Annotated in this window: 13 protein-coding genes; 6 read left to right on the top strand and 7 right to left on the bottom strand. The window is 37.7% G+C overall.

What is annotated here, in order from left to right; genetic code table 11:
* Nucleotides 1-214 precede the first annotated feature (214 nt).
* A complete protein-coding gene (locus tag BSF42_RS18860) occupies nt 215-832 on the bottom strand; it encodes a hypothetical protein (protein ID WP_095954653.1) in 618 nt (205 codons plus the stop codon).
* Between the two features lie 612 nt (nt 833-1,444).
* Here BSF42_RS18860 and BSF42_RS18855 point away from each other — a divergent pair.
* Entirely contained in the window at nt 1,445-2,668 is a 1,224-nt protein-coding gene (locus BSF42_RS18855; RefSeq protein ID WP_095954652.1) for a hypothetical protein, read from the top strand.
* A 245-nt stretch (nt 2,669-2,913) separates the two neighbouring features.
* On the opposite strand, the gene BSF42_RS18850 is transcribed toward BSF42_RS18855, so the two are convergent.
* Nucleotides 2,914-3,132 carry a hypothetical protein gene (locus tag BSF42_RS18850; protein ID WP_095954651.1) on the bottom strand — a complete coding sequence of 73 codons (219 nt, stop codon included), beginning with the start codon at nt 3,130-3,132 and terminating at the stop codon, nt 2,914-2,916.
* 477 nt (nt 3,133-3,609) lie between these two features.
* Complete coding sequence (locus tag BSF42_RS22540; RefSeq protein WP_172426724.1) at nt 3,610-3,780, bottom strand: hypothetical protein; 171 nt, start codon at nt 3,778-3,780, stop codon at nt 3,610-3,612.
* Nucleotides 3,781-4,092: 312 nt separating this feature from the next.
* Here BSF42_RS22540 and BSF42_RS18845 point away from each other — a divergent pair, with 312 nt between their 5' ends.
* The 3 genes from BSF42_RS18845 (at nt 4,093) to BSF42_RS18835 (ending at nt 6,024) form a co-directional block, all read left to right on the top strand.
* The gene (locus BSF42_RS18845; protein WP_095954650.1) at nt 4,093-4,704 is read left to right on the top strand and encodes a hypothetical protein; all 612 of its coding nucleotides are present in this window, start codon (nt 4,093-4,095) and stop codon (nt 4,702-4,704) included.
* A 240-nt stretch (nt 4,705-4,944) separates the two neighbouring features.
* Nucleotides 4,945-5,361, top strand: a complete 417-nt coding sequence (locus tag BSF42_RS18840) for an Imm51 family immunity protein (RefSeq protein ID WP_095954649.1) — start codon at nt 4,945-4,947, stop codon at nt 5,359-5,361.
* A 222-nt stretch (nt 5,362-5,583) separates the two neighbouring features.
* Nucleotides 5,584-6,024, top strand: a complete 441-nt coding sequence (locus BSF42_RS18835; protein WP_095954648.1) for a DUF1810 domain-containing protein — start codon at nt 5,584-5,586, stop codon at nt 6,022-6,024.
* A 243-nt stretch (nt 6,025-6,267) separates the two neighbouring features.
* Here the strand turns inward: BSF42_RS18835 and BSF42_RS18830 are convergent, their stop codons facing one another.
* Both BSF42_RS18830 and BSF42_RS18825 read right to left on the bottom strand, forming a co-directional pair.
* Complete coding sequence (locus tag BSF42_RS18830; RefSeq protein ID WP_095954647.1) at nt 6,268-6,723, bottom strand: hypothetical protein; 456 nt, start codon at nt 6,721-6,723, stop codon at nt 6,268-6,270.
* 11 nt (nt 6,724-6,734) lie between these two features.
* On the bottom strand, nt 6,735-7,358 hold the full coding sequence (locus tag BSF42_RS18825) for an SOS response-associated peptidase (protein WP_095954646.1): 624 nt from the start codon (nt 7,356-7,358) through the stop codon (nt 6,735-6,737).
* 74 nt (nt 7,359-7,432) lie between these two features.
* On the opposite strand from BSF42_RS18825, the gene BSF42_RS22645 reads away from it, so the two are divergent.
* Entirely contained in the window at nt 7,433-7,597 is a 165-nt protein-coding gene (locus tag BSF42_RS22645; protein WP_216360293.1) for a hypothetical protein, read from the top strand.
* A 54-nt stretch (nt 7,598-7,651) separates the two neighbouring features.
* Here BSF42_RS22645 and BSF42_RS18820 read toward each other — a convergent pair whose 3' ends face one another.
* Nucleotides 7,652-10,705 (bottom strand): DNA polymerase III subunit alpha, encoded by a 3,054-nt coding sequence (locus BSF42_RS18820; protein WP_095954645.1) that lies wholly within the window; start codon nt 10,703-10,705, stop codon nt 7,652-7,654.
* Between the two features lie 4 nt (nt 10,706-10,709).
* Nucleotides 10,710-11,891: a DNA polymerase IV gene (dinB, locus tag BSF42_RS18815; protein ID WP_095954644.1), complete on the bottom strand. Its 1,182-nt coding sequence runs from the start codon at nt 11,889-11,891 to the stop codon at nt 10,710-10,712.
* Nucleotides 11,892-12,520: 629 nt separating this feature from the next.
* On the opposite strand from dinB, the gene BSF42_RS18810 reads away from it, so the two are divergent.
* Complete coding sequence (locus BSF42_RS18810) at nt 12,521-14,125, top strand: RHS repeat-associated core domain-containing protein (RefSeq protein ID WP_253251124.1); 1,605 nt, start codon at nt 12,521-12,523, stop codon at nt 14,123-14,125.
* The last annotated feature ends 8 nt before the right edge of the window (nt 14,126-14,133 follow it).

Raw genomic sequence — 14,133 nt, 5'->3', positions numbered from 1 at the left:
ATAAAGCCTCAACCTCAAGTATAATACAAAATGCCTTACCTATGGGTTAAATCAGTTTAATTTAAAAGATAAACGAGGTTAAGATCAAGTAAAGCTCTTCTTTTACGGTCTAAATATTACTGGAATTTTATAACTTCAGGGAGAAGACTTAGTTTTATTGTGTGGTAAAGCAATGGCTGCATTACAGGAAGAATCAAAATAGAAAGCGGATATTTTATATAGGAAGTACAACCAGTGAAGCCCTCCATTGGATTTTTTTTTCTTTTTTTCTTGTCAGCGAATAAAAAGGCCGGTGTCCTACCACGATAATTTCAGTGCTGTAAGCATATCCAGCACTAATCCTTCCATAGGCAGAGAAAACTGTTTCTTCACCCGTAGATGATACATAAAGACCCTCAGAAGAACCTGACCAGTACTTATCTGTGGCTGTTTTACTGTTTATAAGCTCGAATTTTTCAAAGTTATATGGCTTGATATACTGCTCTGTGATAGCAGGCTTGCAGCCATTAATTTCTGAAACGTTCCTTATACGGATTTCTATATCTTCCAGCCACAAACTATCTATTGCGCCTTTTGAAAGAATTACTTTTACAGCCAGGTGATCGTCTTCACCTTCACGGCCTTTAGTCCTGTATGCTTCTGTGTTTATTGTTAAATTTATAAATAACCAGCCAGTAACTAATTTATAAAGAAAAAAACAAAATACTGTTACAGCCGCAATATAGGTGCCTGCGTTTTTTAAAGCCTCGTTTTTGTGGTAACCTACAAATCCAGCTGTAATAACTGCTCCAAAACAGAGTGCGGCTAGGATATATTCGATTCTTCTGTTCATTGCTAAATACTTTATAATAAGGGATTCATCGTATCGTTTTTATGTAGTTATTTTAGATAAAAGGATAATGAGATCATTTAAATGATAAAAGTAAGTAGAATTTATCTTTTTAGTTTAAGTATCTGTTAATCATTGATTAAAACTCGATAAAGTGCATGCTGGCTTTAGTTAATTACTGATTGAATTAATTTTACCAGCTTATTTTACGATAGAGTAATTTTATGTGCACAGCTAATTCTTTGAAAGTCATAAATTAAATTGTTGATAGGCTGTTTTGTGGAAATCCCATAGACCAGCATGCTATAGGATCTTTCTCAAATAAGATGCATCTGAAAGCGCGAAGAGAAAATAACTAATCAATTCTATATATTACAATTATAGGAATTAGTCGCTTTTCTATTCATTAAGTGAAAAAAAAACAGGTATAACTACTTGATAGTATACGCTATAAAAATAATATATTTAGCGCTGTATACCAGTTGTTTGCAGTTTTGTTGAATTAAAATTTTAACGCTAGTAACGATAAACTTTCGAGATATAAAATAAATAAAATATTGAGTTTTTTATTTTGAATATTTACGCAGAAAGATAAACTAACCAAAACCCAAAATAATGAAAACAAGAATCATTTTAATGGCTGTATTTCTATTTTTAATTTTGAAAGTGCACGCACAGACACCTTCCATAAATGAAGCTAAGAGTATCTCATATCTTAGTGATTCCTTTAATAAAAAGATAGAGAAGGACATAGAAAAATTAAATGAAAAGAATCAAGTTTTAGCAAAGGCTTCCAATGCAATAGGCGATTCTGTGGTTACAAAAAGAATAGGAAAAGAAAAAGCAGCGAATGATTCACTTATAAAAACACTGCGTAAATTAAAAAAAAATTATGGAGATGTTTATCCAATAAAGGATTATGATAGTCTCTATACCAAATTAATCAATCAGAAAAGAGATACTATTAATAATATATATGCGAAAAAACTCTTAGATGAAAAATTGACTCTTGCAGCTATGGATTCTATTTACAGATTAATATCTAAAAAAAGGCAGGAGATTGAAAAGCTAATTGTAGATAGAGATGAAAAGCTGGCATCATTGGGTAAATTTCCATGGTTCTTTCCCACTTGGAAGAAAGTCAATAGAAGAAAGTTTTTTCATGATATGTACAGCAACAAAACCGATAAAACTATTTTACTGAATTCATTTGCATTAAATGCTAATAGTGATGCATCAGCAGTTCAAACAGAAGTCATTACTGATAACATGTGGTCTTTCAGGGTTTCTTTTGGCAGTGTTCTTTCTATCTCAAAGGACAATGATGCAGCAGATACTGCTGCGGAAACTCCTGCCGAACAGACTAAAAAACAGACAGAAGAAGAAGCTTTCAGCCGTTTAATAAATGGCGGAGGTAATTTTTACCTGGATATTATTCTGCCTGTATTTACAACCAATCAGAATAATGGAGATCAGATTACATTTTATGGGTACGCTAATTTAAGAGGTGCCATGGATTTAGAAGGCTTCAGCAGTAATGTAAATACTTCGACAGGAAATGGAACATTCGGACTTAATGCCTATTTGGGTATTTCTTCAGATAATAAAAAATTCAATTTTTTTCTTCAAGGTAATGCAAATTACACGGTAGGAACCAATGAGTTTTATAGTAATCTTGGCCTCTATAAACAAAAGCCTTTTGTAAATGGGAAATTAATTGCTGGTGTTACCATATTAAACCAGTTTCGACTCTCAGCAATTGTAAATGCTTTTGGAAGTGATGAAAAAATAAGAAGTAATAAAGTGGTCGTTGGTATTCAGGTAATGCCTGGATTGTAAGCTGGATTAGATTTTGTAGTGCGTTTTAATAAAGGCAGATATAGTGTAAGTTAAGATTTTAATATTGACTGTAGGACTTAATTAATTTGCTGAGAGAAAGTGAAGATTCTCTTAGTGGGTATTATATTGGTTTGTATGGAATATAATATATGCTCTAATCGGCCTTTGGTAAGAAATCTAAGCCTGTTTTTTTTATTAGATCTCTTTGTAATCACTATCGTAACATGCGCGCCAGCGGCGAATTTTTAGACAATAGGAATTCCTATCCAATAAAGTACAAACATTGTTAGAATTGTTATTGCAATACTGCACAAAGTAAGTACACGCCAATACGTGGATCTTCCATATCCATATCTCCAGATTCTTTCCCCTGTTTCACTTCTGTAAGACTTTAAGGTGAATTTAGAAATTAAATAAGTGGAAACAGCAAAAATCAAAATTGTAATGGACCAAAATTTAATCATAATTGATTGTTTTTTAAATGCTTTTAAATTTAATGATTTTTTTAGTTAGTTGTTTCTCTTTAGATTTTTTTATTTGTGATTTTCTCTGTTTATTTTTTCAGATTGTTTTTAATCGGTGAGATCATTAGCAGCTGGACGTTGGGTTTATAGTGTATTTTATGAGATCGTGCTAATACAGTTTCGAATCTAAATTTGTCAGGTGTTGATTTATCGTTTTCTATTTTTAAACTACAGCTGTGCCATTATTCTGCCACAAAAATAACCTATCGTTTTATTCCATTCTTACTCCAGTCAAAGGCGGTGTATGGGGTGTGATGACAAAATGAAGAGTGAATACAATTATTTGTTTAGTATCACTTTTCATTCCAAACGGCTAAAAAGGGCAGCCAAGATAGCGTCATTGCGTCTGCTGCGTGCGCATAATGGACTTCGTTTCCTTTGTCCGCCCTTCGGGACTTATAGCACTGCGCAGTCGCTTTAACGCTTGATCTGGGCTTTCTTTTTTTTCGTTTTTTCTTTTGGAAACAATTTATAGTATAGGGTGGAGGGTGGTTTAGCAATGAGAATTAAGAAACTAATCCTTTCTTTCTTTCTTTCTTTCTTTCTTTCTTTCTTTCTTTCTTTCTTTCTTTCTTTAGTTATAGGCATTTTTTACTTTTTCATATTTTTATATTTTGATTTTAACCAGTTATGGAGAGATGGCCGGGAGAGGTTTGTTAATTTGAGAGGGAGGATTATTTAATCGTCATTTGATTTTCTAATGAATTGATGAGTGGTAAAATGCATGTTAGAATCATGACTCAAATTAAAAGTTATTTTGAAAATTTGCGGTGAAAAAAAAGATATATTTGAAAATAAATAATGTGTGAAATTTATCGCACATCGCTGCTCAAATTTGGATGGCTTTGTGTGGTTTTGTAACATATATAAATAAGTTATGTGTAACCTTACAGACGGACTATGGGATTAGAAGCATATCTTTTCAATATTGAATTCAAAGAGCCTCTTTTGGAGCAAGACATTGTTAGGGTGTTTGACAAAATTGGAATGACTCATTTGATTGAAAAATTTGAAAAGCGAACAGATAAAAATTATGGATCTTACTACTTTGAGTTACGTACTGAAAATGGTTTGACTGAGGGACATTGCATTTTAGCTCCGACAGACACAGAACTATCAGATTTTAGTTTGCGGTTTTCTGTGGTTAGTCCCAAAACTGTTATCGACCAAACATTTGGCCTACTAAAAAAACTGAATGACCTTAAACCAATAAATGTTTATGATACTGAAATAAAAAATCACGTTTACAGACAATTACGCAAAGACAAAAAAGTTGACGATTGGTTCAACGGACTTGAAGGAACTGACGAAGAAGAGAAAATTGAAAAGTCATGCTACATCGAAATTGACGTTGAAAATTTCAAACTAAATCAACTTGGAATAATGAAACGACAAATCGTTACTAATAACGACAAAGGTGAAGTTATTGAAAGTGGTTCGACGACAATTGACCACATTGAAAAGAAAGGACTATTTGACCGCTTTATTGGTTGGGTAAAAAACGAACTATAATGACGGAAGAAAGAAAGACTACACATAACAGCCTACAACGGATTTAGGCATTTTGCTTAATGGAAAGATGGTTTGTATTTGTGATGATTTGCTTCGCCGGTTCGCTATCGCTCGGATGTCAAATAAAAAAAATAGGCTTAATTTAGTACCAAACCCCCTGAATAGTAACAGAACGTTTGTATGCCATATTTAGAACAAGCGGTATAAATCTAAAACCAAAAAACAGATAGAATTTAATTGATGGCTGACTACATAAAAAAAGCAGTAACCGAGAATCCTAAAAGCATATCTATATGTTTCTTTACTGAACAATACATAGTTATAGAAATGGGAAAAAAAATTAAGAAAAGTGTAAGTAACACTTTTGGAAAAATGGTAACTTTATTATTTGCAAATGTAGCGCTTATGAACGGTTATGATTGGGACGCCTTTATAAATTATTATCTCCAAAAAATTCATCCAGATGTTTTGCCGAATATGGAAACAGATCCGGAAGCAGGAATGTATGTTGCTTTTTATAGTTATAGTACAGAAAATGAAGAAAAAGCAAACAAATTAATCGATATAATAATAGAATTAATGGAAAATGAATCTGCGCTGTTAGAGAAAATAAAAACTGACGCAAAACTAATTAAGTGGAATCAAGACCTAAAATAATACGGCGCACAGCAGCTACAACGGATTTGGGCAATTAGCTTAACGGAAAGTCAGTTTTGTATTTGAATGATTTGCTTCGCCTGTTCGCTATCGCTCGGATGGCAATCGGAATAATGGGCTTAATTTATCCAAAAAAAGAAGTTACAATTGAAATACTGTATCAGGAAATATTTTAGAATACATAAATGTTTGAGATTAATTTTAAACTATAAATAGTAATTTATGAATCTAGATGACGGGATAGAAAGATTTGTGCGGGCACAGTGGGATGTTTACCAGAGTGCCTTAGAAGAAATCAAAGACGGAAAGAAGCAGAGTCATTGGATGTGGTATATTTTTCCTCAGATCAGAGGTTTGGGATTTACGGACTATAATGTGTATTATGGAATAAAAGACATCCATGAAGCTTCGGAATATTTGAATGATCCAATATTGGGAAAACGCCTGGTTGAAATTTCAGAAGCGGTTTTCCGCCAGCAGGGAAAAACAGCCTTAGAGATTTTTGGTAAACCTGACGATAGAAAACTTAAATCCTGTATGACGCTCTTCAGCCAGATCCAAAATACAGATCCTATATTTCAAAAAGTTTTGGAAAAATATTATTTGGGATTCCCTGATGATAAAACCATAGCAATACTTACAGAGCAGAAAAGTAAGTCATAATGCTTTAAATCAATTACGGGCGAATCATTTACAATTTTAAATTTTCAAATTTAATTGTTCGGATCACATACAATTTTCATCAGGCTGTTACTGAAAATGCTGTACAGCAATAGGTTTATTGAAATTAGGGGCAATCATTAATCTATAATCACAGTAACGAAGAGTTTGAAGATTTCAGGAATTTTATCTAACCATCTGTTTAGGCACTGCATAGCATTCATTGTAAAGATTTGCTTTGATACTCTATAAATTGATAAAATTAAGTTTTACTTTTTCTAAATACTCATCAATCACCTCATCCAGCAGGGGTCCAAGCTCGTTCATTTTAGCATCTACGATGTCATTGCGCTGCTGCTGCTGCAAGGCAAGCCTCTGAGTTCTTTCTTCAGGGGTCTCTTCGGGTGCCGGATCAATTTCAATCGGGGCGGCTTTCTGCTGCTCGCTTCTATCTTGTAATTCTAATTCTTGGTTGTGCAGCGCAAGCCGTCTTTCATAATTCGCACTTTCATAGGTACTATAGAGATATTCAAATAGAATTACCTCACATCTGTTTAAATGTTCCAAAGGTCTTGGATCTTCCTCAATGAATTCGTGCGGATAGGTGTATAGTGTGATTTCCATTCTAGAATACAAATCCTCTTTATAGTAATCAATAAAATCCTGATTACTGACTCCATTAAAATAATCAATCTGGTCCATAATTAATGTTTTTATACTGGAAACGCCACAAGGTTTCCCTGATACGGAAATGCAAAATCTTCAATTTTAACGGACTGGTCCAGCCATGCCGCTTCATCCTGCCTTTTAAGCATTATGGGCATCCGCATTTTATGGTTGTGGACATAGCGCATTAATTCATTGGCTTGTGTCGTAACCATAGTGTAGGTGTTTTTAACTTCATCTGAAACGGGATTTGTCCATGAGGAGTATAATCCAGCAAAGGTGAAAATTTCATCATCCTGTGAGTTAATCTGGTATTTGTCTTTACTTTTTCCTTTCTCATCATTCCAGTGCCATTCGTAATAGGCAGATGCTATGATAAGGCACCTGTTATGGGTTATGTTTTGGAAGGATGCTTTCTCATCAATGGATTCAATTCTGGCATTGAGTGTATTTTTCCTGAATTCGACATCCTTAGCCCATCCCGGGAGCAGTCCCCAGGTATAATCTGTCGTAATTAAATGCGGCGTGGAATTCAGGATTATAGGGATATTGGGATGCGCAAAGCCATTGATGAAATCGGACTGAAGATAGGTTTCTTCGTTATCGATCTCTGCATTAAATCGTCTTCTAAGATGTTCAATGGATGCGGACTGCTGGGTATAATAACACATAATTTTCTGGTTTTTATAGTTATACAAACACCTGATCTTACTAATAATTAAACTTTTACGGGCAGTTTTTGGAAATGTCCCTTCATGGATTTGGAATGGTGCATTGTATCAATGAGCCGGTACGCTTTGATGTAAGGCATATCGAAAAACTTCCTAACGAAAATGCACAAACAAAAGATAACCTGCAAAGGACAGCAGTGACAAGCCAGCTGATACTTTGGATTATTTTCTTTGTTTAGTTTTCACTCTCTATCAAATTTAATTCATAATTAGGACTTTACATAACATATAAGTCAAAATTTCATGCGATGGCGCGGCAGGTTAATTTCATGCTCCTGCGGATAAGGCTTTCGTTCCGTGCTGCTGATGTCCTGTTTGATATTGTGCTGGGTGCTAAACCTTTTATCAGAGTCCGAATATCTGGGATCAGGAATGAAGGGCATCTTGGCCATTTTAGCAATGGTAATGGTCGGAAAATGATAATCAATTTCGACAGTTCCTAACAGCAGGTAGCATCCGCCTCCCTGAAAGGGATAATTAACTAGGCTGTCTGGAAAATGCGCCGTATCAAAATAGGCGCCCTGCACGTCAATCCATGTTCCAAAATACATATTTCCCCGTTTGGTCGGAACCTGCTTGGTTGAGATCAGGTAGGCGAGCATCCTGACCTGCTTTTTATGGTTTCGGAGCAGGTCTTTAACCAGAACATCACCCCGGTATTTGGTCTGCAGCAGGTCAAATACACTGCACGATACAGGAAAACTCAGCAGTTCGATTTCATCAAAAGCATCTTCAAAAAGGGAACGTTCCAGTACGGGAAGTTTGAATTCCTTTGCGGGTTCCTGCAGCAGCATCAGACTGCGGTTTTCAGGTTTGTAATTATTTAAAAGCAGGCTTACCAGCACCAGCAGCTGGTTTTTGGTTTTACCTGTAAATCGGAAAGCCCCGATAAAGATCAGTGTCTTGATGTTTTCAATTCCCATCGGCACCCTGTTGATGAAGTCCTCAAGGGATAAAAAGTCCCCGTTTCGGGTACGCTCCATTGCAATAAAGTGCGAGAGTTTGGAATCGATATTCAAAAGATGCATAAAACCAAGATAAATAGCAGTGCCGTATAAAACGGTTTCATAGTCACTTTTATTCACGCAGGGATTATGCACCACAGCGCCGGCCATTCTGGCTTCATGGATGTATATTTCGGTTCTGTAAAACCCGCCCTGATTGTTGATTACCGCTACCATAAATTCAACGGGATAGTGCACTTTTAAATAAAGACTCTGGTAGCTCTCCACGGCATAGGAGGCCGAATGGGCCTTGCAGAAAGAGTAACCGGCAAAGGATTCAATCTGGCGGTAGATTTCCTGGCTCAGTCCCAGTGGATGTCCTTTAACTTCACAGGATTTAAAGAAATCGTCTTTTACTTTCTGAAGGGCAGCTTTAGATCGTCCTTTACCCGACATAGCCCGTCTGAGGATGTCGCCGTCAGCTGCAGAGAGCCCGCCGAAATGCAGTGCAATTTTGATCACATCTTCCTGATAGACCATAATGCCGTAAGTTTCACCGAGCTGCTGTTCAAAAACGGGATGGAAGTATTCAAACTTTGACGGGTTATTGTGTCTGAAAATATATTCCTTCATCATTCCGGACTGGGCAACGCCGGGACGGATGATCGAGGAAGCGGCGACCAGGGTTTTGTAATTGTCACATTTTAAACGGCGCAGCAGTCCCCGCATTGCGGGACTTTCAATATAAAAACACCCGATTGTCCTGCCTTGAGCCAGATAGGTATTGGCTGCAGCTTCGTTTTTTGACAAGCGGGTATCCCTGATATTGATGCGCAGGCCTCTGTTTTTCTCAATGAGTTTTACCGTATCATCAATATGTCCTATGCCTCTCTGGCTCAGGATATCAAATTTTTCAAACCCGATGTCCTCCGCGGTATGCATATCAAAAAGTACAATTGGAAAACCTTTAGGAGGCATTTCCAGCGGGGTGTAGTTGGTCAGCGGTTCCTCAGAAATTAAGATACCGCACGAGTGCATGCTTCTCATGTTGGGATATTTCTCGAGCATCATGCCGTACTGCTGCACCAGCTTGACTATGGAATTGGTCTGGTGTAATTTCATTGGATTTTTTGCCAGCTGGTCCAGTTCGTCTTTGGGCAGCCCGAATACTTTTCCGACTTCTCGGAATATGGATCTGTATTTAAATTCCACATTAGTGCCGCAGAATGCCACGTTCTCATAGCCGTAGCGGTCAAAGATGTATTTCAATATGACATCGCGCTCTTTCCAAGACCAGTCAATATCAAAGTCAGGAGGACTTTTGCGGTTTTCATTTAGAAACCGTTCAAAGTATAAATCCAGTTCCAAGGGGCAGATATCGGTAATGCCCAGGCAGTAAGCAATTATACTGTTGGCGCCGCTTCCTCTGCCGATATGCAGAAATCCTCTGCTGTTACTGTAGCGGATGATATCCCAGGTAATAAGGAAATAGCCGCTGAATTCAAGCTCATTAATTACTTTGAGCTCTTTTTCAACCCTTGCTTTTGCAGCTGGATTACTGCTGCCGTACCGCCAGACCAGACCTTCCTCGGCCAGCGTGGTCAGTAGATTGATATCGCCTTTTTTATTTTGGGTATAGAACTTTTTATTCTTGGGACTCTCAAAGTCATAGTTAAAATTACAGCTGTCAATTATTTTTTCGGTGTTCTGGATGATCACAGGATAATCTTTATAATAAGCCATAAGCTGCTCCAGCGGCAGCATCAGGTCGGTTTTTTTGCAGAAATCTGCAGCTGTTAATTTGGATAAAAGCTCATTTAGATCCACTGCGCGAAGGATCCTGTGCAGGTTGTATTCCCTTTTAGTCCTGAATACAACAGGCTGCAGGATGACCATTTTGGCTGTTTTTTCTTTAAGGCTTGGAGTATAAAGCCTGCTGAGCTGGTCGGGCTGTATGCCGATAAATTCATTTGCGCTTAAGTTTGCGGGTTCATTTCCAAGAGGATAAATAAAATAAACTGATTCCAGTGAAGGAGCGGACTCGGGCAGGGGCTGTCCGCTGAAATTGTGCTCGGTTAGAAAACGGTTCATGCCGGCAAGGCCTGCTGCATTTTCAGCCAGCCCGATGTAGCGCAGTTTATGGCTGCATCTAAATTCTATTCCAACAAGCGGTTTTATGCCTGCGGCAGTACAGCGTTTAAGGAATTCATAAATTCCAGTTACGGTATTAATATCGGTCAGCGCCATGGCTTTAACGCCGCAAGAAACCGCCTGCTGCAGGAGATCTTCAACTGGAATGGTGCCGTAACGGAGCGAGTGGAAAGAGTGGCAGTTGAGAAACATGGAATCAGGGTTTGCGTTTTAAAATTTCATTTTTATTGTTGGGTTTCATGGAGGCCCCGGCGCACCGCATTACTGCGTCAAAACCGTAGCGTGTTTTCATTCGATCCATGGCCTGATAGAGTGCCAGCATTTCCTCGGTATCGGTAAAAAGATCAATCTGGCAGGTGCCCCTGACCAGTCCGCTGAACCGCAGCCCGATAAGGCGCAGTCTCATTCTTCTCTGGTAGAGTTTATCGAATAACTCCGTAACGGTTTTGGTCAGAATATGATCCGCTGCGGTATACTGCACGCGGCACTGTTTGGTTTCAGTATCAAAATTGGCATATCGGATTTTAACCGTTACAGTAGAGGCCAGCCATTGCTCGGAGCGGAGCTGATAGGCGAGTTTCTCCACCATGCCGAGCAGCACCCTGTTCAGTTTGGGCATATCGATGGTGTCTTGGGAGAAAGTATGTTCGGTAGAAATGGACTTTCTTTCGGTGTAAGGTTCAACAGGATTATTGTCAATGCCGTTGGCTTTTTTCCAGAGTTCGATGCCGTTTTTTCCGATCAGCTGCTGCAGGGCTTCAGCCGGCATTTCAGAAAGGGTCTGAATGGTGCGGATGCCGATGCGCGAGAGCAGCTCAAAGGTTTTTTGTCCTACCATTGGAATTTTTTGAATGGACAGCGGATTTAAAAAAGGCTGTACCAGATGCTCTGGTATCTCAAGGTTCTGTTGCTGCTTTCCTTCCCCGGTGCCGATTTTGGAAACTGTTTTGTTGACCGAAAGCGCAAAGGTGAGGGGAAGCCCTGTCTGCTTGGTAATATGCTGCGCGAGTTCATCAGTCCATTTGTAACTGCCGTAGAATTTATCCATTCCCGTTATGTCCAGATAAAACTCGTCTATGCTGGCTTTTTCCACTACGGGGGCTTTCTCCTGGATGATTTCAGTAATATCATGCGATAGTCTGGAATAGAGTTCCATATCACCTTTCATGATTTTAGCCTGCGGGCAGAGCTTCACGGCCATATGTATCGGCATGGCCGAGCGCACGCCGAATCTTCGCGCTTCATAGGAACATGAAGCGACCACACCTCTTTCCCCGCCGCCAATAATTAAAGGAATTCCGTTAAGCTGTGAATTGGTCAGTCTTTCGCAGGAAACGAAAAACGTGTTCATGTCAATGTGTACAATAGCCCTGCTCATATTCTTTTCATTTTATACTTGTCAAAATTAGTACAGACAGCAGCAAAAAATAAAATATAGTTGTTATTAATAATAACAAAATTGAAAAGTCCTTATTTTAGGATGGGTTGCAAAACAGGGAGAGTAGTGTTATTTTGGCTTTATTCAGAAATTACGGAAGATTGATAGAAGCTTTGTTGGTGCTTGTTTTAATTTTTATATTTTATATATTTTTTTTATTTTCTTTATTTTCTTTATTATGACCGGTAAAAGGGAGATCGATGGAGTGGGGGATTATTTTGAGGGGGAAGTATTTGGTAGTTGATTGATATGTATTATTTAGATATTTAAGATTTAAAGGGGGTAGGGTAGAGGTCTGTATCCGCGAGTAAGATACCGCTGTAAATGAATATGATTTATTGCTATCAAGATTTTCTGTCAGTATTCCTTAACTATTCTGCTTCTTTATTAAGTAGCGGGAATTAATTTCTAATTTAAAGATGATTTTTTAACTTGCCCTCTATGTGTTGAATTCCAATTCTTCTCAAAATGGACTTAATGCATAAATATCAACAATTCTTTTATTTTCTAATTTAATTTATGTTAAAAGTATAAGTACTACAACTTTAAACACTTGGGTTCCTATCCAAATGACAGTCTTGGTTCCGGCAAGTATTAAAATTTTAAGACTTCGTCTGGATGCTGTGGGCAGTGGCAACGTGTGGTTTGATGATGTGCAAATTCGTAAGGCAGCTAATGCACCAGCAATTAATAAGGAACTTTTAATTGAATATAATGTTTTTAAATCTCCAGTCGAGATTACAGAAGAAGGAGTAGATAAGATAGATTTTGTTTATAATGATGACAATCAGCGAAGTACTATGTTTTATGGCAGTCTTGATGATAAATTAAACAGGCCATTTCGAAAGCATTATTCATCAGATGGAACGATGGAGATAAAGGAAAACAGGGTGACAAATACATTTGAATTTGTAACATACCTTGGCGGAGACGGCTACTCTGCCCCAGCAGTTCTTAAAAGTGATGGAAATTCCCAAAATGTTTTATATTTACAGCGTGATTTCCAGGGAAGTATTTTGTCTATAACAGATTCAAATGGGAATGTGCTTGAGAAACGTTTGTTTGATGCCTGGGGAGGAATCATAAAGGTTCAGGATGGAGCTGGTGCTGCATTAAATGGGCTGACAGTTCTGGACAGAGGTTATACCGGCCATGAGCACATACAAAGCATTGGAATTATAAAAATGAACGGTCGTTTGTATGATCCGAAGCTTCGTAGATTTTTGCAGCCTGACAATAATATTCAGGATCCGTTTAATACACAGAATTTTAACCGTTATGGATATGTTTTAAATAATCCTTTAAAATATACTGATCCCAGCGGTGAGTTTTGGAATTTTATTGGAGGATTGCTTTTTTCAGCTTACATACATGGAGGGGCATCTAGTGGTGAAATCAATCCCTTCAAATGGAATTTAAGTACTTGGATGACTGCTTTTACGGGCACAGCTTCGAGTTTAGCTTCTTCTTATGCGACTGGCCGTGCAAATAGTTATATTGAAAACTATAATAATAAACCAGTTTTAGGAGAAAGTTCACTAAGCTCTGGAAATGAATATACTGCAGTATATCATTCAAATATCACTGGTGCAGAAAATTCTAGATATAATTATGATGCATTTAAATCAGCTGGGATAGTGACTGCTGGACTAGTTGCAGATGATGTGACAGGTATAGGAGTTGCAGATGATGTTTTAATTCCAGTAGCTTGGGGAGCAGCTACAACAGTATGGGTATGGGATAATAGAGAAGTTATAAAGGATGACGCTAGGGAAATCGTCGATGCAATACATAGATCGCTTGATCCTAAAGACTTCCATTATGTAACATACACCAAAACAAGTTTTGACGGCAGATTAGTGTATGTTGGAAGATCTAGTGGCTACGGTACTCCTGAGGATATTGTCAAACGTAGAGATGCGGATCACCATCTTAATAAGGGATTAATCAAGTATGGAACGGCAGAGCTTTCTAGTTCATTACCAGCAACAATTCCTGGGGGATATGGTGAGAGATATGATGATCCGGCATATTGGGCGATCAGAGGTAGTGAGCAGATCCAAATTGAGCAATGGAGAAAGAAAGGTATGTCTGGTAATACTCTTAATGGAATAAGTCCTACAAATAGAATGATTAATAAATATCTGAAATATGGTATTAAATTGTTATTTTAATATAAAAA

The sequence above is a fragment of the Flavobacterium sp. ACN6 genome, from assembly GCF_002304005.1.
Taxonomy (GTDB): Bacteria; Bacteroidota; Bacteroidia; order Flavobacteriales; family Flavobacteriaceae; genus Flavobacterium.
Note: the sequence above shows the minus strand (reverse complement) of the source record. Positions and strands in the feature narration are given on the sequence as shown.

What these genes read in the sequence shown, in the direction of transcription:
- BSF42_RS18840 (WP_095954649.1), top strand. Translation starts at nt 4,945, where the DNA reads ATGGCTGACTACATAAAAAAAGCAGTAACCGAGAATCCTAAAAGCATA.
- BSF42_RS22645 (WP_216360293.1), top strand. Translation starts at nt 7,433, where the DNA reads ATGTCCCTTCATGGATTTGGAATGGTGCATTGTATCAATGAGCCGGTA.
- BSF42_RS18810 (WP_253251124.1), top strand. Translation starts at nt 12,521, where the DNA reads ATGACAGTCTTGGTTCCGGCAAGTATTAAAATTTTAAGACTTCGTCTG.
- BSF42_RS18860 (WP_095954653.1), bottom strand. Translation starts at nt 832, where the DNA reads ATGAACAGAAGAATCGAATATATCCTAGCCGCACTCTGTTTTGGAGCA.
- BSF42_RS18835 (WP_095954648.1), top strand. Translation starts at nt 5,584, where the DNA reads ATGAATCTAGATGACGGGATAGAAAGATTTGTGCGGGCACAGTGGGAT.
- BSF42_RS18830 (WP_095954647.1), bottom strand. Translation starts at nt 6,723, where the DNA reads ATGGACCAGATTGATTATTTTAATGGAGTCAGTAATCAGGATTTTATT.
- BSF42_RS18820 (WP_095954645.1), bottom strand. Translation starts at nt 10,705, where the DNA reads ATGTTTCTCAACTGCCACTCTTTCCACTCGCTCCGTTACGGCACCATT.
- BSF42_RS22540 (WP_172426724.1), bottom strand. Translation starts at nt 3,780, where the DNA reads ATGCCTATAACTAAAGAAAGAAAGAAAGAAAGAAAGAAAGAAAGAAAG.
- BSF42_RS18850 (WP_095954651.1), bottom strand. Translation starts at nt 3,132, where the DNA reads ATGATTAAATTTTGGTCCATTACAATTTTGATTTTTGCTGTTTCCACT.
- BSF42_RS18855 (WP_095954652.1), top strand. Translation starts at nt 1,445, where the DNA reads ATGAAAACAAGAATCATTTTAATGGCTGTATTTCTATTTTTAATTTTG.
- BSF42_RS18825 (WP_095954646.1), bottom strand. Translation starts at nt 7,358, where the DNA reads ATGTGTTATTATACCCAGCAGTCCGCATCCATTGAACATCTTAGAAGA.
- dinB (WP_095954644.1), bottom strand. Translation starts at nt 11,891, where the DNA reads ATGAGCAGGGCTATTGTACACATTGACATGAACACGTTTTTCGTTTCC.
- BSF42_RS18845 (WP_095954650.1), top strand. Translation starts at nt 4,093, where the DNA reads ATGGGATTAGAAGCATATCTTTTCAATATTGAATTCAAAGAGCCTCTT.